20 protein-coding genes are annotated in these 19,037 nt (G+C 72.7%); 10 read left to right on the top strand and 10 right to left on the bottom strand.

Annotated elements, in window-relative coordinates; all coding sequences use genetic code 11:
* The first annotated feature begins 16 nt into the window (after window positions 1-16).
* The 6 genes from Q9S71_RS13545 to Q9S71_RS13520 all read left to right on the top strand — a co-directional run bounded on the left by Q9S71_RS13545 (window position 17) and on the right by Q9S71_RS13520 (window position 5,663).
* Complete coding sequence (locus Q9S71_RS13545) at window positions 17-850, top strand: ADP-dependent NAD(P)H-hydrate dehydratase (protein WP_217531231.1); 834 nt, start codon at window positions 17-19, stop codon at window positions 848-850.
* Window positions 851-885: 35 nt separating this feature from the next.
* Window positions 886-2,100: a glycosyltransferase 87 family protein gene (locus Q9S71_RS13540; protein ID WP_311862872.1), complete on the top strand. Its 1,215-nt coding sequence runs from the start codon at window positions 886-888 to the stop codon at window positions 2,098-2,100.
* Window positions 2,101-2,116: 16 nt separating this feature from the next.
* Entirely contained in the window at window positions 2,117-2,458 is a 342-nt protein-coding gene (locus Q9S71_RS13535) for a thiamine-binding protein (RefSeq protein ID WP_064001432.1), read from the top strand.
* On the top strand, window positions 2,455-3,669 hold the full coding sequence (locus Q9S71_RS13530; protein WP_311862871.1) for an MFS transporter: 1,215 nt from the start codon (window positions 2,455-2,457) through the stop codon (window positions 3,667-3,669). The genes Q9S71_RS13535 and Q9S71_RS13530 overlap by 4 nt, the downstream gene beginning before the upstream one ends.
* Window positions 3,670-3,732: 63 nt before the next feature.
* Window positions 3,733-4,215: an SRPBCC family protein gene (locus Q9S71_RS13525; protein WP_064001434.1), complete on the top strand. Its 483-nt coding sequence runs from the start codon at window positions 3,733-3,735 to the stop codon at window positions 4,213-4,215.
* Entirely contained in the window at window positions 4,212-5,663 is a 1,452-nt protein-coding gene (locus Q9S71_RS13520) for a phytoene desaturase family protein (RefSeq protein ID WP_311862870.1), read from the top strand. Before Q9S71_RS13525 ends, Q9S71_RS13520 begins: the two co-directional genes overlap by 4 nt.
* A 3-nt stretch (window positions 5,664-5,666) precedes the next feature.
* Here the strand turns inward: Q9S71_RS13520 and metX are convergent, their stop codons facing one another.
* The gene (gene metX, locus Q9S71_RS13515) at window positions 5,667-6,869 is read right to left on the bottom strand and encodes a homoserine O-acetyltransferase MetX (protein WP_311862869.1); all 1,203 of its coding nucleotides are present in this window, start codon (window positions 6,867-6,869) and stop codon (window positions 5,667-5,669) included.
* Window positions 6,870-6,976: 107 nt separating this feature from the next.
* A complete protein-coding gene (locus Q9S71_RS13510) occupies window positions 6,977-8,299 on the bottom strand; it encodes a bifunctional o-acetylhomoserine/o-acetylserine sulfhydrylase (RefSeq protein WP_311862868.1) in 1,323 nt (440 codons plus the stop codon).
* Between the two features lie 166 nt (window positions 8,300-8,465).
* On the opposite strand from Q9S71_RS13510, the gene Q9S71_RS13505 reads away from it, so the two are divergent.
* Window positions 8,466-9,251 (top strand): SDR family oxidoreductase, encoded by a 786-nt coding sequence (locus tag Q9S71_RS13505; RefSeq protein ID WP_217531135.1) that lies wholly within the window; start codon window positions 8,466-8,468, stop codon window positions 9,249-9,251.
* A 6-nt stretch (window positions 9,252-9,257) separates the two neighbouring features.
* Here Q9S71_RS13505 and Q9S71_RS13500 read toward each other — a convergent pair whose 3' ends face one another.
* On the bottom strand, window positions 9,258-10,703 hold the full coding sequence (locus Q9S71_RS13500) for an MFS transporter (protein ID WP_217531232.1): 1,446 nt from the start codon (window positions 10,701-10,703) through the stop codon (window positions 9,258-9,260).
* Window positions 10,704-10,818: 115 nt separating this feature from the next.
* Here Q9S71_RS13500 and Q9S71_RS13495 point away from each other — a divergent pair, with 115 nt between their 5' ends.
* Genes Q9S71_RS13495 through Q9S71_RS13485 form a run of 3 tightly spaced genes read left to right on the top strand, consistent with a single transcriptional unit; the run spans window position 10,819 to window position 12,679 of the window.
* Complete coding sequence (locus tag Q9S71_RS13495) at window positions 10,819-11,337, top strand: phosphoribosyltransferase (protein WP_311862867.1); 519 nt, start codon at window positions 10,819-10,821, stop codon at window positions 11,335-11,337.
* Complete coding sequence (locus Q9S71_RS13490) at window positions 11,334-12,020, top strand: uracil-DNA glycosylase (protein ID WP_311862866.1); 687 nt, start codon at window positions 11,334-11,336, stop codon at window positions 12,018-12,020. Before Q9S71_RS13495 ends, Q9S71_RS13490 begins: the two co-directional genes overlap by 4 nt.
* Window positions 12,021-12,055: 35 nt before the next feature.
* The gene (locus Q9S71_RS13485; RefSeq protein WP_311862865.1) at window positions 12,056-12,679 is read left to right on the top strand and encodes a GNAT family N-acetyltransferase; all 624 of its coding nucleotides are present in this window, start codon (window positions 12,056-12,058) and stop codon (window positions 12,677-12,679) included.
* A 1-nt stretch (window position 12,680) separates the two neighbouring features.
* Here Q9S71_RS13485 and Q9S71_RS13480 read toward each other — a convergent pair whose 3' ends face one another.
* From Q9S71_RS13480 to Q9S71_RS13450, 7 genes are read right to left on the bottom strand one after another with little or no spacing between them, the layout of a single operon-like run.
* Window positions 12,681-12,989, bottom strand: coding sequence for a protealysin inhibitor emfourin (locus tag Q9S71_RS13480; RefSeq protein WP_311862864.1), 309 nt, complete (start codon window positions 12,987-12,989; stop codon window positions 12,681-12,683).
* Window positions 12,973-14,031 (bottom strand): M4 family metallopeptidase, encoded by a 1,059-nt coding sequence (locus Q9S71_RS13475; RefSeq protein ID WP_311862863.1) that lies wholly within the window; start codon window positions 14,029-14,031, stop codon window positions 12,973-12,975. Before Q9S71_RS13475 ends, Q9S71_RS13480 begins: the two co-directional genes overlap by 17 nt.
* A gap of 41 nt (window positions 14,032-14,072) precedes the next feature.
* Window positions 14,073-14,870 carry an ABC transporter ATP-binding protein gene (locus Q9S71_RS13470; protein ID WP_311862861.1) on the bottom strand — a complete coding sequence of 266 codons (798 nt, stop codon included), beginning with the start codon at window positions 14,868-14,870 and terminating at the stop codon, window positions 14,073-14,075.
* Window positions 14,867-15,658: an ABC transporter ATP-binding protein gene (locus Q9S71_RS13465; RefSeq protein ID WP_311862859.1), complete on the bottom strand. Its 792-nt coding sequence runs from the start codon at window positions 15,656-15,658 to the stop codon at window positions 14,867-14,869. Before Q9S71_RS13465 ends, Q9S71_RS13470 begins: the two co-directional genes overlap by 4 nt.
* Entirely contained in the window at window positions 15,655-16,536 is an 882-nt protein-coding gene (locus Q9S71_RS13460) for an ABC transporter permease (protein WP_311862856.1), read from the bottom strand. Before Q9S71_RS13460 ends, Q9S71_RS13465 begins: the two co-directional genes overlap by 4 nt.
* Window positions 16,536-17,486 (bottom strand): ABC transporter permease, encoded by a 951-nt coding sequence (locus Q9S71_RS13455; RefSeq protein ID WP_311862855.1) that lies wholly within the window; start codon window positions 17,484-17,486, stop codon window positions 16,536-16,538. Before Q9S71_RS13455 ends, Q9S71_RS13460 begins: the two co-directional genes overlap by 1 nt.
* On the bottom strand, window positions 17,483-18,991 hold the full coding sequence (locus tag Q9S71_RS13450; RefSeq protein ID WP_311862853.1) for an ABC transporter substrate-binding protein: 1,509 nt from the start codon (window positions 18,989-18,991) through the stop codon (window positions 17,483-17,485). Before Q9S71_RS13450 ends, Q9S71_RS13455 begins: the two co-directional genes overlap by 4 nt.
* Between the last annotated feature and the right edge of the window lie 46 nt (window positions 18,992-19,037).

Genomic DNA, 19,037 nt, shown 5'->3' with positions numbered 1-19,037 from the left:
ACTCCGTCGCAGTAGGGTGGGCGCCATGGCGGCGCGGGGATGGACGAGGGCGGACACGGCCGAGGTCGTCTTCGGGCCAACGGCGGACGACGACAAGTATTCCCGCGGTGTGGTCGGCCTGCGGACCGGATCGACGGCCTTCCCCGGTGCGGCGGTGCTCGGCGTCGAAGCCGCCTGGCGGACGGGCGTCGGCATGGTGCGCTATCTCGGACCGCAGCGCGCGGCGGACCTCGTACTCGCCCGGCGCCCCGAGACGGTGACCGCGGACGGTCGCGTGCAGGCGTGGGTGGTCGGGTCGGGGACGGATGCCGCGCACCGCTCCGCGCGCGAGCGCGCCGCGCTCGGCGGCATCCTCTCGGGGGAGGTCCCCGTCGTGGTCGACGCCGGCGCCCTGGATCTCGCCCCGGCGGCGGCCGCGCCGGTCGTGGCGACACCGCACGGCCGCGAGCACGAGCGGCTGCGGCGGATGCTGGGGCTCGACCCGGACGTGGACGATGCGTCCGAGACGGCAGCCGTCCTCGGCGGTGTGGTGGTGCGCAAGGGCGCGACGACGGTGGTCGCCGCGCCCGGCGAAGCGGCGATCGAGATCACGGCTCCCACCTCGTGGCTCGCGACCGCCGGCACCGGCGACGTCCTCGCCGGAACGGTCGGTGCCGTGATCGCCGGCGTCGTCGGGCGGGGCGGGGCGCCGGGCGACCTGGGCGCGCTGCAGCGGGCCGCGGCATCCGCAGTCTGGCTGCACGGCCACGCGGCGGCGCTCGCCGTCGCCGCCCACCGCGGCGGACCGATCGCGGCGCTCGACGTCGCGGAGCACCTGCCGTACGCGGTCGCCGAGGTGCTGGCCGGCTGACACGCGTCGGTCGGCGGCGCCCGTAGGCTGGGCGCGTGACGAACCGCGTGCTGCTGTGGACCGTGTTCGTCCTCGTCCACGCGGGTGTCGGCCTGCTGGGGTTCCTCCTGCCGAACGAGCCCATGGGCGACGTGTACCGCGTTTACGAGCCGTGGTCGCGCGCGGTGTTCTCCGGCGGCGGCGTCGTCGGCGTGACGCAGGACTGGGTCTACCCCCAGCTCGCGCTGCTGCCCATGCTGCTCGCCCATCTGCCCGCCGGCCTCGTGGGCGATTACACGGTCGGCTGGGCCGTGCTCGTGACGCTGGTCGACGCGGTCGCCTTCGCGGTGCTCGTCGGCCGCGGGCACTCCCGCGGGCGCGTCATCGCCGCCGTCTTCTGGCTCGCGGCGATCGTCTGCCTCGGCCCCGTCGGCCTGTATCGGATCGATGCGGTCTCGGTACCGCTGGCGATCCTCGGATGCCTGTGGCTGCTGCGCCGGCCCGCGCTCGCCGCCGCGCTCCTCGCGGCCGCGACCTGGATCAAGGTGTGGCCCGCCGCCCTCCTCGCGGCGGCCGTCGTCGCGGTGCGCCGTCGCGCGAGGGTGATCGCCGCCGCAGCGCTCGTGAGCGTCGCGGTGCTGGGTGTCGTCGTCGCCGCCGGCGGAGCGGACCATGCGCTGGGATTCGTCACCGGGCAGACCGGGCGCGGACTGCAGGTAGAGGCGCCCGTGAGCGCGCCGTACGTCTGGGGTGCGCTGCTGGGCGCCGACGGGTCGGCGGTGTACTACGACCAGGGCCTGCTCACCTTCCAGGTCACCGGCCCGCAGGTCGACCTCGTCATCGCCGCGATGACGCCGCTGCTCGCCCTCGCGGCCGCCGGCGTCCTCCTGCTCGGGGCCTGGCAGGTGCGTCGCGGAGTGCCGTTCGTGCGCCTGTTCCCCGTCCTCGCGCTCGCCCTCGTGCTCGTGCTCATCGTCGCGAACAAGGTCGGGTCGCCGCAGTTCCACACCTGGCTGTTCGCCCCCACCGTCCTGGGCCTCGTGATCGACCGGCACCGATGGGTGGCTCCCGCCGCCCTCGTGCTCACGGCCGCCGCGCTCACCCAGCTCGTGTATCCCGTCCTCTACGGCGGCATCATCACACCGGCGGTCCTGCCCGTCGCGGTCCTCACGCTCCGCAACCTCGTGCTGGTGGGCCTCCTGGTGTGGATGGTCGCGCGCCTCGTCCGCCTTCCCGCATCCGTGTCCGCTCCCGTCCGCGTCGCCCCCTGATCCCGGAGGTCCTCCCATGCTCGTCGCCTTCTCCGTCGCCCCCTCCGGTGACGGCAACCCGGACGGTTCCGTCCACGACGCGGTCGCCGCGGCCGTCACGGTCGTCCGCGCGTCGGGGCTGCCCCACCGCACCACGAGCATGTTCACCGAGATCGAGGGGGAGTGGGACGAGGTGATGGCCGTCGTCAAGGGCGCCGTCGACGCCGTGCAGCCCTTCGGGTCCCGTGTCTCGCTCGTGCTGAAGGCCGACATCCGCCCGGGGTACACCGGCGAGATCGACGGCAAGATCGCTCGGTTGGAGACGGCGATCGAATCGATTCGTGGCGAGCAGGGGAGCGGGACTACGATCTCGGAGTGACCTCCGCCCCCACGCGTCCCCGCCGCGCCCTCCTCGCGCTCGCCGTCGGCAGCTTCGGCATCGGCATGACCGAGTTCGTCGTGATGGGGCTGCTCCCCGAGATCGCGCGCGAGCTGCTGCCCGCCGCGTGGGCGAGTTCGCAGGAGGACGCGATCGCGCAGGCGGGGTGGCTCATCACGCTCTACGCGCTCGGGGTGGTCATCGGAGCGCCGACGATCGCGGCATCCGTCGCCAAGTACCCGCGTCACCGCGTCATGATCCTGCTCGCGGCGGCGCTGACGCTGTTCAACGCGCTGACCCTCGTGCTGCCGACGTTCGAGCTCGTCGCGGCATCGCGCCTCCTGGCGGGACTGCCCCACGGCGCGTACTTCGGTATCGGCGCGCTCGTGGCCGCCGACGTCATGGGTCCGGGGAACCGGGCCAAGGGCGTCGCCTTCGTGCTGACCGGTCTGACGGTCGCGAACGTCGTCGGCGTGCCGCTCGGCACCTTCCTCGGGCAGAACCTGGGCTGGCGGTGGGCGTTCGTGCTCGTCGTCGCCATCTTCGCCGCTGCGACCGCCGCGATCGCCGTGACGGTGCCGCGCCGGGCGGGGGAGCCTTCGCGCACCCTCCGCGCCGAGCTCGGGGTCTTCCGCATCGGACAGGTCTGGTTCGCGCTCGGGATCGGCGCCATCGGCTTCGGCGGCTTCTTCGCCGTCTACACGTACGTGTCGCCGCTCGTGACCGAGGCCGCGGGGTCGCCCGCGTGGGTCGTCCCGATCACGCTCGTGATCCTCGGGATCGGGATGACGGTGGGCAACCTGGTCGGCGGGCACCTCGCCGACGTCGACCTGATCCGCGCGATGTTCGGGCTGCTCGGCCTGCTGGCGCTGTCGCTGCTGCTGCTCGCCCTGACCTCGGGGTGGATCGTGACGGTCGTGATCTTCGTCTTCGCGGTCGCCTTCGCCGCATCGGCGGTCAGTCCCACCATCCAGACCCGCCTCATGGACGTCGCCGGCGACAACCAGTCGATCGCCGCCGCGCTCAACCACTCCGCCCTCAACACCGGCAACGCCATGGGCGCGGCCCTGGGCGGTGCCGTCATCGCCGCGGGGTTCGGCTTCGCGGCGCCCGTGTGGGTCGGCTTCCTCCTCGCGCTTGCCGGGCTCGGCATCGCCGCGCTCAGCGTCACCCTCGAGCGGCGGCACGCCCGCACACCCGCCCTGGTCTGACACGCCGCAGCGGGCGGCGCAACCCCGTCCGCGACCGAGCCCGCGACTCGCTAGCGTCGAGCCATGTCCCGTAACTCGCGCCGGTTCGCCTGCACACCCGACGACGTGTTCGCCGTCCTGGCGGACGGCTGGCTGTTCCCGTCATGGGTGGTCGGCGCGTCCCGCATGCGCGAGGTCGCCGACACATGGCCGCAGGTGGGCTCCCGGCTGCACCACTCGTTCGGCGTCTGGCCGGTGCTCATCGACGACGCGACCGAGGTGCTCGTCTACGACCCGCCCCGCCACGTGCTGCTGCGGGCGAAGGGATGGCCGATGGGCGAGGCCCAGGTCGACATCCAGGTCAAGCCGCACCGGGACGGGTGCATCGTGCGGATCCAGGAGGAGGCGGTCGCGGGGCCGGGCAGCCTCGTGCCGCAGCCGCTGCTCGATGTCGTCCTGCAGCTGCGCAACCACGAGACGCTGCACCGGCTCGCGTACCTCGCCGAGGGGCGCGCCGCGCGGCCGACCGACGAGACGACCGCCGAGGACGAGGGCGTCGCCGAATGAGCGACCTCGACGTCGTCGTCGTGGGGGCGGGCCCCAACGGCCTCGCCGCGGCCGTCACCCTCGCCCGTGCGGGCTTGGCCGTCCGCGTCTACGAGAAGGGCGCGACGATCGGCGGCGGAGCCCGGACGGCCGAGATGACCCTCCCCGGGTACCAGCACGACGTCTGCTCCGCCGTGCACCCGCTCGCGTTCGAGAGCCGCTTCTTCCGCGAGTTCGGCCTCGGCCGGCGCGTCGCGTTCGTCGTCCCGGAGGCGTCGTTCGCGCATCCGCTCGACGGCGGTCGCGCGGGCGTCGCCTACCGTGACCTCGACCGCACCGCCGACGGCCTGGGCCGCGACGGCGACGCCTACGCGCGTCTCCTGCGCCCGCTCGTCGAGCGTGCGTCGGAGGTCGCGGACTTCACCGGGCATCCGCTGCTGCGGGTGCCGCGGCATCCGCTCGCGGCGGTCTGGTTCGGCGCCCGCACGCTGGAGCAGGGGAGTCCGCTGTGGAACGCCCGGTTCCGAGAGGATGCCGCGCCGGCGCTGCTCACGGGGGTCGCCGCGCACACGATCCTGCCGCTGCCGAGCTTCGCCGGCGCGGGGGCCGGCCTCGCCCTGACGACCTACGCCCACGCCCGCGGCTGGCCGATCCCGGTCGGCGGCAGCCAGGCGATCGTCGACGCGATGGCCGACGACCTGCGCGCCCACGGCGGCGAGATCGTGACCGACCACGAGGTCACCTCGCTCGCCGAACTGCCGCCGGCGCGCGCCGTGCTGCTCGACGTCATCCCGCGCGCGTTCCTGCGGATGGCCGGCGACGCCGTGCCCGCGGGGTACCGCGGTGCGCTCGAACGGTTCCGGTACGGCGGGGCGGTCGCGAAGGTCGACTTCGCCCTGTCGGGACCGGTGCCGTGGGCGAATCCCGAGGTTGCGGCGGCCGGCACGGTGCACGTCGGGGGCACGCGCGCCGAGGTCGCGGCATCCGAGACCCTCATCGCGCATGGCGGCCTTCCGGACGCGCCCTACGTGCTCGTCGCGCAGCCCTCGTCGTTCGACGCGTCGCGCGCGCCGGCGGGCGGCCACACCCTGTGGACGTACACGCACGTCCCCGCGGGGAGCACGGCCGACCGGGCCGAGGCCGTCATCCGGCAGATCGAGCGCTTCGCCCCCGGCTTCCGCGACCTGATCCTCGCCGTCAACTCGCGGAACGCCGTCGAGGTCGAGGCGGAGAACCCCAATTACCCCGGCGGCGACATCGCCGCGGGCGCCCCGGCGCTCTGGCAGCTGCTGAAGCGACCCGTCGTCTCGCCCGAGCCGTGGCGGACGCCTCTCGAGGGGGTCTACCTCTGCTCCGCGTCGACGAGTCCGGGGCCTGGGGTGCACGGGCTCGCGGGCTGGCACGCGGCGCGGTCGGCGCTGCGGCACACCTTCGGGACGCGGATCGCCCCGGATCTGTCGCCCCGCTGAACGTCAGCTCTCGAGCAGGCGGCGCAGGTGCCGGCCGACGGCCTCGGTCTCGATGAGGAACCCGTCGTGGCCGAAGTCGCTGTGCAGCACGACGGTGTCGTCGTCGATGGTGGTGCGGATGCCGCGGCTGATGCGGTGCTGGCCTTCCACGGGGAACAGCCGGTCACTGTCGATGCCCAGCACGAGCGTGCGCGCCGTGACGCGTGCCAGGGCGTCCTCGACGCCGCCGCGATCGCGCCCGACGTCGTGCGAGTTCATCGCCTCGACGAGGGTCAGGTACGAGTTCGCGTCGAAGCGGCGCGTGAAGCGGTTGCCGTGGAAGTCGAGGTAGCTCTCCACGGCGTACCGGCCGCCCTCGCCGAAGGGACTCTTGTCGGACTGCCACGACCGCTGGAACCGCTGGTTCAGTTCGGTGGGCGTGCGGTAGTTCAGCAGGGCCATGCGGCGCGCGAGCGACAGGCCGCGATGCGGACCGTCGCCGTCGGGTGCGTCGTAGTAGTGGCCCCCGGCGAACCGCGGGTCCATCTGGATCGCCGCGAGCTGCACGGAGTTGAGCGCGACCTGGTCGGCGGTCGTCGTCGGCGGGGAGCACAGCACGCCGAGCCGCTCGACCCGCTCGGGATGCGTGACCGCCCACTCGAGCGCGTGCATGCCGCCCATCGAGCCGCCGACCACGCCCGCCCACACGTCGATGCCGAGAGCGTCGGCGAGCATGACCTGCGCGGCGACCTGGTCGCGGATCGTAAGGAAGGGGAACCGCGACGCCCACTCGTAGCCGTCGGGGGCGATGCTCGCGGGGCCGGTCGACCCCTGGCATCCCCCCAGGATGTTCGGTGCGACGACGAACCAGCGGTCGGTGTCGATCGGGGCGCCCGGGCCGACGATCTCACCCCACCAGCCGTCGGTCGCGTGGCCGGGACCCGCCTCGCCGCGCACGTGGCTGTCGCCCGTGAGGGCGTGCAGGATCAGCACGGCGTTATCGCGGGCGGGGGACAGCTCGCCCCAGGTCTCGTAGGCGAGTCGGATGCCGGGCAGGCTCGCGCCGCCCTCGGTCGCGAACGCGCCGAACTGCGCGAAGCGGCGCTCGCCCGCGGGATCGCCGTCGCGCCACGCCCCCGTCGCCGGCGGGCGCCCGAGCAGCAGACGCGCGTCGGCCTCGGTCACGGGTGCCGAGGGCACCGTGTCCTCCGAGGTCTGCCAGTCCATGTCTCCATTGTCCCGGCCGCGGCGGAGAGCCGGCGGAGTGTTACGGACGCACGACACCCCGCCGCGGGCGGACCCGGGCGGGGTGTCGGTCTCCTGAGGAGGGGAGGTCAGGCGCGGGCGGCCTCCGAGAGGCGGCGCGCGGCGGCGAGGGCCTGGTCGAGGTCGGCCTTCAGGTCGTCGATGTTCTCGAGGCCGACCGACAGGCGGACGAGGCCCGGCGTGACGCCCGAGGTGAGCTGCTGCTCCGGGGTCAGCTGCGAGTGCGTCGTGGATGCCGGGTGGATGACGAGCGAGCGCACGTCGCCGATGTTCGCCAGGTGGCTGAACAGGGTGAGCGCGTTGACGAACTCGCGACCTGCGGCGACGCCGCCCTTCAGCTCGAACGACAGCACCGCGCCGACGCCCTTGGGGGCGTAGCGGTTCGCCGCGGCGTACCAGGGCGAGGTGGGCAGACCCGAGTAGTTCACCGAGGCGACGTCGGGGTGGTTCTCGAGCCACTCCGCGATCTCCTGCGCGTTCTGCACGTGGCGCTCGATGCGCAGCGACAGCGTCTCGACACCCTGGATGAGGTTCCACGCGCTCTGCGGCGAGATGGCCGAGCCGAGGTCGCGCAGCAGCTGCACCCGGGCCTTGATGATGTAGGCCAGACCGTCGCCCACCGCGTCGGTGTAGACCGCGCCGTGGTAGGACTCGTCGGGGGTCGTGAGACCGGGGAAGCGGTCGGAGTGCTGGGACCACGGGAACGAGCCGCCGTCGACGATGGCGCCGCCGATCGTGGTGCCGTGGCCGCCGAGGAACTTCGTGACCGAGTGCACGACGATGTCGGCGCCGTGCTCGAACGGACGGATGAGGTAGGGCGTCGCGATCGTGTTGTCGACGATGAGCGGGACGCCCGCCTCGTGGGCGACGTCGGCGACGGTGCGGATGTCGAGCACGTTGATCTGCGGGTTGCCGATCGTCTCGGCGAAGAACAGCTTCGTGTTCGGGCGGACGGCGCGATGCCACTCCTCGACGTCGTCTTGGTTCTCGACGAACGTCGTCTCGATGCCGAGCTTGGCGAGCGTGTACTTGAAGAGGTTGTACGTGCCGCCGTAGATCGAGCTCGACGAGACGATGTGGTCGCCGGCCTGCGCGATGTTGAGGACGGCGAAGGTCTCGGCCGCCTGGCCCGAGGCGACGAGGAGGGCACCGGTGCCGCCCTCGAGGCCCGCGAGACGCTGCTCGAGGACGTCCTGCGTCGGGTTCTGGATGCGGGTGTAGATGTTGCCGAACTCCGCCAGGGCGAACAGGTTCGCGGCGTGGTCGGCGTTGTCGAAGACATACGAGGTCGTCTGGTAGATGGGTGTGGCGCGGGCCTTGGTGACCGGGTCCGGAGCGGCGCCGGTGTGGATCTGCTTGGTCTCGAAGCGCCAGTTCTCGGGTGCGGACATGACGGGCTCCCTGCGTGAGTGGACGGTGGGGTGACGGCCTGCGGACGGGATGCCGCGGGCTCGACACCGACGTTACGAGCCGCATCCGGCGAGGACAACGGAACGGACACGCGGCGTAACGTGACGGCGTGCCGCCGGCGGGTCGCGAGTGGCTAGCGTGGACCCCATGGCGAATCGACGTGCAGTGGTGACCGGCGCGAGCTCGGGGATCGGTGAGGCGGTCGTGCGCGACCTCCGCGCGAGGGGCTGGGACGTCGTCGGAGTGGCCCGGCGCGCGGCGCGCCTGGAGGCCCTCGACGCCGAGATCGGGTCGCGCTCGTACGCCGCCGACCTCACGAGCGAGGCGGACGTCGCGGCGCTCGCCGCGCACCTCGCCGACACCGGTCCGGTGCACGCGCTCGTCCACGTCGCGGGCGGCGCCCGCGGGACGCAGCGCGTCGAGGACGGCGACGCCGCCGACTGGCGCTGGATGTTCGAGGCCAACGTCCTGTCGGCGCAGCTGCTGACGGCAGCTCTCCTGCCGCTCCTGCGGCGCGCCGCCGAGGCCGACGGTCACGCCGACACGGTCTACGTCACCTCGACCGCGGCCCAGACCGCCTACCCGGGCGGTGCGGGGTACAACGCGGCGAAGGCGGGCGAGTCGATGCTGGTGCACGCGCTGCGGCTCGAGCTGAACGGCGAGCCGATCCGCGTCGTCGAGATCGCCCCCGGGATGGTGCAGACCGAGGAGTTCTCACTCAACCGCCTCGGCGGCGACCGGGCCGCGGCCGAGAAGGTCTACGACGGCGTCGACGAGCCGCTGACGGCGGCCGACGTCGCCGACGTCATCGGGTACGCGCTCGAGGCGCCGGGACACGTGAACCTCGACCTCGTCACGATGCGACCGGTCGCCCAGTCGGCGCAGCATCTGCTGGCGCGGGGGCGCCTCCGCCCCCGCAGCGATAAGGACTGACCGCGCTCAGCCCGCGGGCGGGGCGTCGGCGAACGCCACCTTCGGCACGAACACCAGCAGCACGGCGGCGAGGAATCCGCCGGCCGCGCAGATCGCCCACACCGTGAGGTAGCCGCCGAGCGAGCTCGCCGTCTGACCGACGACGCTGCCGGCGCCGGCAGCGAGGACCACGCCGAACACGGCGGACGAGAACGCGCCGCCGATCGTCTTCGTCGTGTTGGTCAGGCCGGAGGCCTCACCGGTCTTGCCGAGCGGGGCGGCCGCCGCCGCGGCGGCGGGCAGGGCGCCCACGAGCGCGCCGCAGCCGATGCCCGCGATCGACAGGTTCAGCAGCACCTGCCACACCTCGAGGTGGAACGGCAGGAAGAGCGCGTACCCGATGCCCACCAGGGCGGCGGCGGCGATGAGCGCGAGCCGCGGGCTGACCCGTCGCGAGGTGACGGCGAACAGCACCGCGCCGACGATCAGCGACACGAGGTACAGCCCGATCACGTACGAGCGCTCGGTCGCATCCAATCCGAGTCCGTAGCCGAGCGAGGAGTCCGTCCCGGCGTATGTGGACAGCGGGCCCTGCGCACCGAGCAGGCTGATGCCGATGAGGAAAGCGGTCGCCTGCACCGGCCACATGTCGGGGCGGGCGAGGACACGCACGTCGATCACCGGCGAGGCATGGCCCCGCTCGTGACGGACGAACCAGACGAGCACGCCGACGCCGACCACGAACAGCCCCACGACCCCCGCCCACGCGACCGGGCCGAGTGCGAGCTCACCGATGAGCCGCATCCACGCCAGTGCGCCGGTGACCAGCAGCAGACCCCACGCGAGCAGGACGACGCCCCACGTGTCGAGGCGGCGCTCGCCGCTCGGCGTCGACTCGGGCACGAAGACCCAGATGACGACCGCGATGAGCGAGACCGCGACGGCGGGCACCATGAGGGTGAGGCCGAGGTCGCCCGTCGCCGCGTAGATGCGACCCGCCGCCAGGGCGCCCATGATGGCGCCGGCCTCGAGCCCCACGACCAGCAGGCCGGCGGCGCGCCGGGTCATCGAGACGCCGCGGTTCTGCTGCCGCCCGCGTTCGAAGATCAGCGCGATCTCGAGAGGAAGCCACACGACGTAGAAGCCCTGCAGCGACCAGAATAGCAGGAACGTCCAGAACGAGTCGGCGAAAACGAGACCCCACGAGGCGAGCGCGGTGAGGATCGCCGCGACGAGCAGGATGCGCTTGTGGCCGAACATGTCGCCGAGCTTCGCGAGGATCGGCACGACGAGGGCGCTGAGCAGCAGCTGCCCCGCCTCGAACCAGTTGACGTCGGCGTCGCGGATCCCGAGCTGGATCACGATGTCGCTGAACAGGGGCACGTAGAACCCCTGCAGGATGCCGCTGACGATCTCGACGAGGATGAACCACCCGATGAGCCCGGCGGTGATCCCCGCGGCCGAGGAACGCAGCGCGGGGGAATGCAGGGCCGAGGAGCGCGCGGAGCCGGTCACGAGCGCGAGCCTAGCGCCGGAGGAGCCCGCGACCGCGAAGGCGCCCGCCCCGCAGGTCGTAGTCTGGGACCTCATGGACGAAGGGATGCCGGTGGCCGCCGAACGCGAGACGTTGACCTGGGACGATTTCGGCGGGGCGACCCGCGACCTCGCGCGATCCATCATCGCCGACGGGTTCGCTCCCGACATCGTCGTCGCCATCGCCCGCGGGGGACTGCTGCCCGCCGGAGCGATCGCGTACGGCTTGGGGGTGAAGAGCTGCGGTGCGTTGAACGTCGAGTTCTACACCGGCATCGGCACGGTGCTCGACGCCCCCGCGCTCCTGCCGCCCGACCTCGACCTCGGCGCCCTCCCCGGCAAGCGCGTGCTCCTCGTCGACGACGTCGCCGACAGCGGCCGCACCCTCGCGCTCGCCGTGAAGATGCTGCGGGAGGCCGGCGCCGACGTCCGCTCGGTGTGCATCTACACGAAGCCCGGGTCGATCGCGATGCCCGATTACTCGTGGCGCCAGACCGACCTCTGGATCGACTTCCCCTGGTCGTTCCGCGGAACCGTGGTCCAGGAGGACCAGGGGCTCCCCGTCGGCGCATGACCGCCCGCTCGCTCGACGACCTGGCCGCCGACGGTCTGCTCGACCCGGAATGGGTGCAGGCGCTCGGGCCCGTGGCATCCGACATCGCGGCCCTCGGCGACCGCCTGCGCGCCGACGAGCGCGGCTACCTGCCCGAGGGACGCCACGTCCTGCGCGCCTTCGCGCAGCCGCTGTCGCGGGTGCGGGTGCTCATCGTCGGTCAGGACCCGTACCCCACCCCGGGGCATCCGATCGGCCTCTCGTTCGCCGTCGAGCGCCACGTGCGCCCGCTGCCGCGCAGCCTCGCCAACATCTACGCCGAGCTCTCGGCCGATCTCGGCATCCCGCCGGCGTCGCACGGCGACCTGTCGGCGTGGACCGAGCAGGGCGTCCTGCTCCTCAACCGCGTCCTCACCGTCGCGCCCGGCGAGGCGGGCTCCCACCGCGGCTGGGGGTGGGAACGCGTCACCGAGCACGCGATCCGCACCCTCGTCGACCGGACCGGTCCGCTCGTCGCGGTGCTATGGGGGAAGGATGCCGCGGGCCTCATCCCCATGCTGGGCGACACCCCGCGCGTCGAGTCGGCGCATCCGTCCCCCCTCTCGGCGCGGCGCGGCTTCTTCGGGTCGCGGCCGTTCTCCCGGGTGAACGCGCTGCTCGAGGCGCAGGGGGCGGCCCCCGTCGACTGGCGGCTGCCCGACTGACGGGACGGGCCGCCGGTGAGCCGTATGCTGGCGGCATGCTGGAGGACGAGTACGAGCGCGATCGTCGTCGCCTGCCCCGTCACCTCCGCCGTCGGCCCGAGCCCGAGCGCGAGTTCTCCTTCGAGCTGCGTCCCGCCGTGCGCACCGACATGCCGGACGTCCGTGAGATCTACAACTACTACGTCACCAACTCGGTCGTGACCTTCGACGAGAAGCGCTGGACGCACGCGCAGTGGGTGGAGAAGTTCGACCACCTGACGAAGCTCGGGCTGCCGTTCCTCGTCGCCGTCTCGCCGACCGGGCAGATCCTCGGCTACGGCCTCGTCTCGCCCTGGACGGGCAAGAGCGGCTTCCGCTACACGGTCGAGAACTCGATCTACCTGGGTCAGGCTGCCACCGGCAAGGGACTCGGCACGGCGCTCCTGCAGGCCCTCGTTGCCGCGTGCGAGGAGAAGGGCATCCGCGAGATGGTCGCCGTCATCAGCGACAAGGGTGCCGAGGGCTCGCTCGCCCTGCACGAGCGGCTCGGTTTCGTCGAGGTGGGCCGGATGGGCCGCGTCGGGTACAAGTTCGGGCGATCGCTCGGCACGATCTACCTGCAGAAGCACCTGAACCCGAAGAAGAAGGAATCGATCCTCTCGCGCATCCGCGCACGCTGAGTCAGGGAGCCGGCACCGTCGCGCCGTCGGCCTGCACCCGGTCGATCAGGTCGCGCCAGGGCCCGGCGGCGTCGCCGTCGCCGAGCGACGCACGGCGGTCGCACGAGCCTCCGGCCACGGCGACCTCCCACGAGAACCGGTCGGCGCCGGGAGCGGATGCCGGTGGCTCCTCCCACGGGCACGCATCGATGAGCGGCATCCACCCGTCCGCCTCCTCGGGAGCGACCTCGACGCGCCACGCCCGGCGCAGCCCCGCGAAGCCGCCGGTGCGCACCACGACGATCGTCATCGGGTCAGCGGGTGCGGGCATCCTCCACGACTCCGACGCTCGCCCACGCGGTGCGGACGGCGACGGCCTCCTCCGAGTCCTCACCGTACTCCCGCGCCGCCGTGTCCGCGGTCGCCGTCGCGAACTGCGCGAAGGTGGCGGTGGGGCTGAGGGAACCCGCGGTGAAAGTGAGGTACCAGATACGTCCCGCGCGCTCCCAGGCGTAGCCGCCGAGCGCCGTGGCGACGAGGTGGAAGGCCTTGTTCGGGATGCCGGAGTTGATGTGCACGCCGCCGTTGTCGCCCGAGGTCTCGACGAAATCGCGCATGTGGGAGGGCTGCGGGTCCTTGCCGAGCACGTCGTCGTCGTAGGCGGTGCCCGGGGCGGCGAGCGAGCGCAGCGCCGATCCGGTGACGGCGTCGGTGAAGATCTCGGCGCCGACGAGCCAGGTCGCGGCATCCGCCGTCTGGCCGCGGTGATGCTGGTCGGTGAGCGCGCCGAAGACGTCGGCGATCGATTCGTTGAGCGCGCCGGACTGCCCCGAGTAGTCGAGGCCGCCGGCGCTCTCGATGACGCCATGCCCCAGCTCGTGCGCGATGACGCTGAGCGAACGGGTGAACCCGGCGAACACCTCGCCGTCGCCGTCGCCGAACACCATGCGCTCGCCGTCCCAGAACGCGTTGTCGTACGCCCGGCCGTAGTGCACGGTGGCGGCGAGAGCGCCGCTGCGGCCGTCGAGACCGACCCGCTCGAAGGCGTCCCAGAGGAAGGTGAAGGTCGCGCCGAGCCCGTCGTACGCCTCGTCGACCGCCGCGTCGCCGGTGGGGGCGGCGCCCTCGGCGCGGGCGGGGGTGCCCGGCAGCTCCTCGCGGTTCTGCGCGTCGGAGATCAGCCGGTCGGGGTCGGGCGCCGCCGAGACGACGAGGGCGTCGCCGTCGACCGACAGGTCGAGGTGCGCGCGCATCGGCGCGTACGCCCGCGGGACGGCAAGGGTCGCGCGTGCGGCGGCGACGGCGTGCGGGAATCGTTCGGCCGGAGCGGCCGCGAGACGGGCGAGCAGGTACGGCGGGACGATGGCGTGCATGCCGCCACGCTAGTGCCCGGTGCCGACACCCGGGCCGTCGGTCAGCGCTCGCGCGGGTCGATGACGGGGATCGACGCGAGCAGGCGACGGGTGTAGGCGACCTGCGGATCGAGCAGGACCTTCTCGGTCGGGCCCTCCTCGACGACACGGCCCTCGGTCATGACGACGACGTCGTCGCAGAGGTTCTGCACCACCCCGATGTCGTGCGAGACCATCACCAGGGTCAGGCCGTCCCGCTGCCGCAGGCCCCGGATGAGGTCGAGGATCTGCGCCCGGACGGTCACGTCGAGCGCCGACAGCGGCTCGTCGCCGACGAGGACGTCGGGCCGGTGCACGAGGGCGCGGGCGAGGGCGATACGCTGCCGCTGACCGCCCGAGAACTCGTGGGGGAACCGCTCCGCGGCGTCGGCGGGCAGGCCGACGTCGTCCAGCACCTCCCGCACGCGCGCGCGGTGGTCGCCCGGGATCTCGAGCGCCGACAGCGGCTCGCCGACGATGCGTCCGACGCTCATCCGCGGGTCGAGCGACCCGTACGGGTCCTGGAAGACGATGCCGGTCCGCCGCCGCAGCCAGTGCAGGGAGCGAGCGGGTGCGCTCCCGTCGACGGGACGCCCGTCGAACTCGACGGTGCCGGCGGTCGCCGTGTCGAGGCCGAGCAGCAGCCGCACGAGCGTGGACTTGCCCGAGCCGGACTCGCCGATGATGCCGAGGGCGCTGTGGGCGCGGACGTCGACGTCCACGTCGTCGAGCGCCGTCGTCCACCGTTTCGGTGCGAAGGCGCCGGCCCGCGGCATCCGGTACCGCCGCGTGAGTCCGCGCGCACGGATCAGTTCGCTCATGCGTCCCCCCTCGGTCGCCACAGGGTCGCCGTCGCGTCCCGCAGCAGGGCCTGCGTGACGGGGGAGGCGGGGGAGTGCAGCAGCGTGCGCAGCGGTCCCCGCTCGACGACGCGTCCGGTGTCGAGGACGACGGCGTCCGTCGCGATCTGCGAGAGCACCGCGAGGTCGTGCGTGATGAACACGAGCGACATCCCGTCCTCGTCGACGAGCTGGTGCAGCAGGTCGAGGATCTCGGCCTGGATCGTCACGTCGAGCGCCGTCGTGGGCTCGTCGGCGATGAGCAGACGCGGCCGGCAGGCGAGGGCCATGGCGATCGCGACGCGCTGACGCTGCCCGCCCGAGAGCTGGTGGGGGTAGCGGCGGATGATCGACTCCGGGTCGGGCAGGCGCACCCGGCGCGCCTCCTCGACCACCCGCGCCCACGCGTCGGCGCGGGCGACGCCCCGATGGTGGATGCGGATCGACTCGGCGATCTGTCGCCCCACCGTGCGGATCGGGTTGAGCGCCGTCTGCGGCTCCTGGAACACCATGCCGATCTCGTCCCCGCGCAGCTGCGCGAGGTCGCGGTCCCGCATCCCGATGAGCTCCCGCCCGTCCCAGCGGATGCTGCCGCCGACCTCCGCGCCGTCGGGGAGGAGCCCGAGGATCGCGAGCGCCGTGAGGGACTTGCCCGACCCCGACTCCCCGATGAGGCCGACGCGGTCGCCGTCGCCCACCTCGAGGTCGATGCCGTCGACGACGCGGCGACCGCCGACGTCGATCGTGAGTCCTGCCACCGAGAGCGTCATGCCGTCACCGCCGCGGGGGGTTCCGCGCCGACCGGGCCGACACGGCGCGACAGCGTGGGGTCGGTGGCGTCGCGCAGGGCGTCGCCGAGGATGTTGAAACCGAGCACCGTCAGGGTGATCGCGAGCCCCGGCCACACCACCGAGAGGGGGTGGACACTGATGAACCGCTGCAGGTCGGCCAGCAGCAGCCCCCACGACGGCTCCGTCACGGGGGCGCCGAACCCGAGGTAGGACAGTCCCGCCTCGGCGAGGACGGCGACGGCCATGCCCCAGGACAGCTGCACGATGAAGACCGGCGCGACGTTGGGCAGCAGGTGGCGCCACAGGTTCTGCCAGGGGGTCAAGCCCGAGGCGCGTCCGGCGAGCACGAAGTCGCTGTGCAGCACCCGGCGGAGCTCGGGTCGGGTCACCCGGGCGATGTTGACCCCGAACCCGATGCCGACCGAGACGACGACCACGAGAAGGGAGCCGCCCCACACCGCCGAGATCATCATCGCGATGAGCAGCACGGGGAAGGCGATGAGGACGTCGACGAGCACCGTGACGGCCTCGCGGACGGGCCGCGGGGTGAGCGCCCCGAGAGCCGCGAGCAGGAGTCCGATGACGGTCGCGATGACCCCGGCGCCGACGGCGACGAGGACCGTCGTGCGCGCGCCGGCCATCAGCAGGCTGAGGATGTCGCGGCCCGAACCGTCGGTGCCGAGCAGGTGCGCGGCATCCGGTCCGGACCACCGGTTCGCGATGTCGACGCGCTGCGGATCGAACGGCGTCCAGACCAGCGAGACGGCGGCGACGACGAGGATCACCAGCACGACGACGACGCCGAACCGTCCCGTGCCCGACCCCCAGAGCCGCTGCGCCCACGGGAACCGCCGCATCACTCGGCCTCTCGCTGACGCGGGTCGAGGAGGCGGTGCACGAGGTCGACCGCGAAACCGATGACGAGGACGAGGCCCGTGAGGACGAGCAGCTCGCCCTGCACCTTCACGAGGTCCCGGTTGCCGGTATCCTCCACGAGCATGCGGCCGATGCCGGGGAGGCTGAAGAGCTGCTCGATCACGACGGCGCCGACCATGATGCCGGCGACCTGGACGCCCAGCACAGTGACGACCGACAGGCCGACGCTCGGCAGGCCGTGCCGCAGGAGCGCCTGCGTGCGGGTGAGTCCCTTCGCGGCCGCCGTCCGCACGAAGTCCTGCCCCATCGCCTGCAGGGTCGCCGAGCGCACGAACCGGAGCAGGACCGCGCCCTCGACGACGCCGATCGTGAGGGCCGGCAGGAGCAGGGCGCGGACGGCCGCGCCGGGGTCGGACCACCCGGCCCGCGGGAAGCCCTGGGCGGGCAGCCAGCCGAGCGACACGGCGAAGACGACGACGAGCATCATCCCCGCCCAGACGACCGGGACGGCGGCGAGGGCCTGCGCGCCGACCGAGACGAGGACGCCGTCCGGTCGGCGGCGCCGGACCGCGGCGTGCACGCCGAACGGGACGGCGACGAGCAGGGCGATCACGAAGGAGAGGATGCCGAGGGGCACCGTGACCTCCGCCTTCTGCAGCAGCTCCGAGGCCACCGGTGTGCCGGTCAGTTGCGAACGTCCCAGGTCGCCCGTGAGGATGCCGGCGATCCAGTCGCTGTATTGCACGGGCAGGGGCCGGTCGAGTCCCAGGCGCTCGCGGATCCCCGCGATCTGCTCGGGGGTGGAGTTGACGCCCGCGATCAGTTGCGCGACGTCACCGGGGAGGATGCGCAGGGTCGTGAAGATCAGCGCACTGGCGACGAACAGGCCCAGCACCAGCAGGGCCAGTCGCGTCAGCGCGTAACGGATCACCCCTCGCTCTTGGCCAGTTCTGCGACGTTCAGTCGCTCGTTGACGTTGACCGTCGGCATCCCGCTCACGTTCGAGCCGACCGCGACGACGGACGCACCGTTGTAGAGCCAATCGGCGGCGTCGTCCTCGGACACGATGCGCGCGGCCTGCGCGAGCAGGTCGGCGGCCTCGGCGTCGTCCGTCGCGGCGACCGACTGCGCGTACAGCGCCTGTACCTCGGGGTTGTCGTAGGTGAAGTAGTAGTCGGGGTTCGCCCAGTTCTCGAAGTCGCGCGCCTCGGTGTGCAGCACGAAGCTCAGCTCGTAGTCCTTGTTGACGTACACGTCATTGATCCACGCCGGGAACTCGACGGGGTTCACCTGGAGGGTGATCCCCACGTCGCGCAGGTTGGAGACGAGGATCTGCGGGACCGTGGTGCCGTACGCCGAGGGGATCGTGAGCGTGAGGGTGAGGTCCTCGGCGCCCGCCTCGGCGAGCAGGGCGCGCGCGGCCTCCGGGTCGAACGGGGCGACGTCGGCGAGGTCCTCGTAGCCCGGGTCGAGCGACGGGATCGGGCCGTACATCGTCGTGCCGGCGCCGAGCGCCTCGACGATCGACGCGTTGTCGATCGCCTGGCGGATCGCCTGGCGCACGCGGTCGTCGGCGAGCGGACCCGAGGTCTGGTTGAACGCGAGCGTGCCCTTGTCCGTGGACTCGCCGATCTCGAGCGAGAAGTCGCCGTTCGCCTCGATCTGGTCCTTCAGGTTCGCGTCGAACCCGGTGAGCACGTCGAACTCGCCGGCCAGCGCGCCGCTGAGGGCGGCCTGGTTGTCGCCCACATAGGAGAAGACGACCTCGGCCGCGGCGGCCGGGGTGCCCCAGTAGTCGGCGAAGCGCTCGAAGACGATGCTGTCGCCCTCGCGCCATTCGGTGAGACGGAAGGGGCCGGTGCCGTTCGCCGCGGTCTTGCGGTCGATCGTGTCGCCCTCCTTCAGGACGAGCCCGGCGCGACCGGTGAGGCTCCACAGGAGCGTCGAGTCGGGCGCCTTCAGCGTGAGCGTCACGGTCTGCCCGTCGGCGGCGATGTCCGCGACGTTCGCGAGCCGCGCGGAGTCGCGGAAGGTCGGGGTGTCGCGCACCTGCGTCAGCGACCACACGACGTCCTGGGGGGTCAGCGGCTGACCGTCGTGGAAGGTGACGCCCTCGCGCACCGTGAAGGTGTAGGTCAGCTTGTCGTCGGAGACCTCGTAGTCGCTCGCGAGCGCCGGGACGATCTCCTGGTCGGGGGTGCGGGCGACGAGGCCCTGGTAGACGTTGTCGACGAGGATCTGGTCGAGGGCCGAACCGGCCGTCTCGCGGATGTCGAGGTTGCCCGGCTCGAGCACGAGACGCACGTTGACGGATGCGTCGGGGTCGGGGGTGCCTGCCGAGGCGGACGGACCGGGCTGGGAGCCGGTGCAGCCGGACAGGAGCAGGGCGCCGGCAGCGACGAGCGCGGCGGCGGCCAGGGCGGTGCGGCGAAGCATGTGCGTGGGGGATCCTTTCGGCACGATGGGGGTCGTCACTGCGGCC

Source organism: Microbacterium gawkjiense, assembly GCF_031932225.1.
GTDB lineage: Bacteria > Actinomycetota > Actinomycetes > Actinomycetales > Microbacteriaceae > Microbacterium > Microbacterium gawkjiense.
The sequence above is the reverse complement of the archived record's forward strand: the minus strand, read 5'-3'. Positions and strand labels throughout refer to the sequence as shown.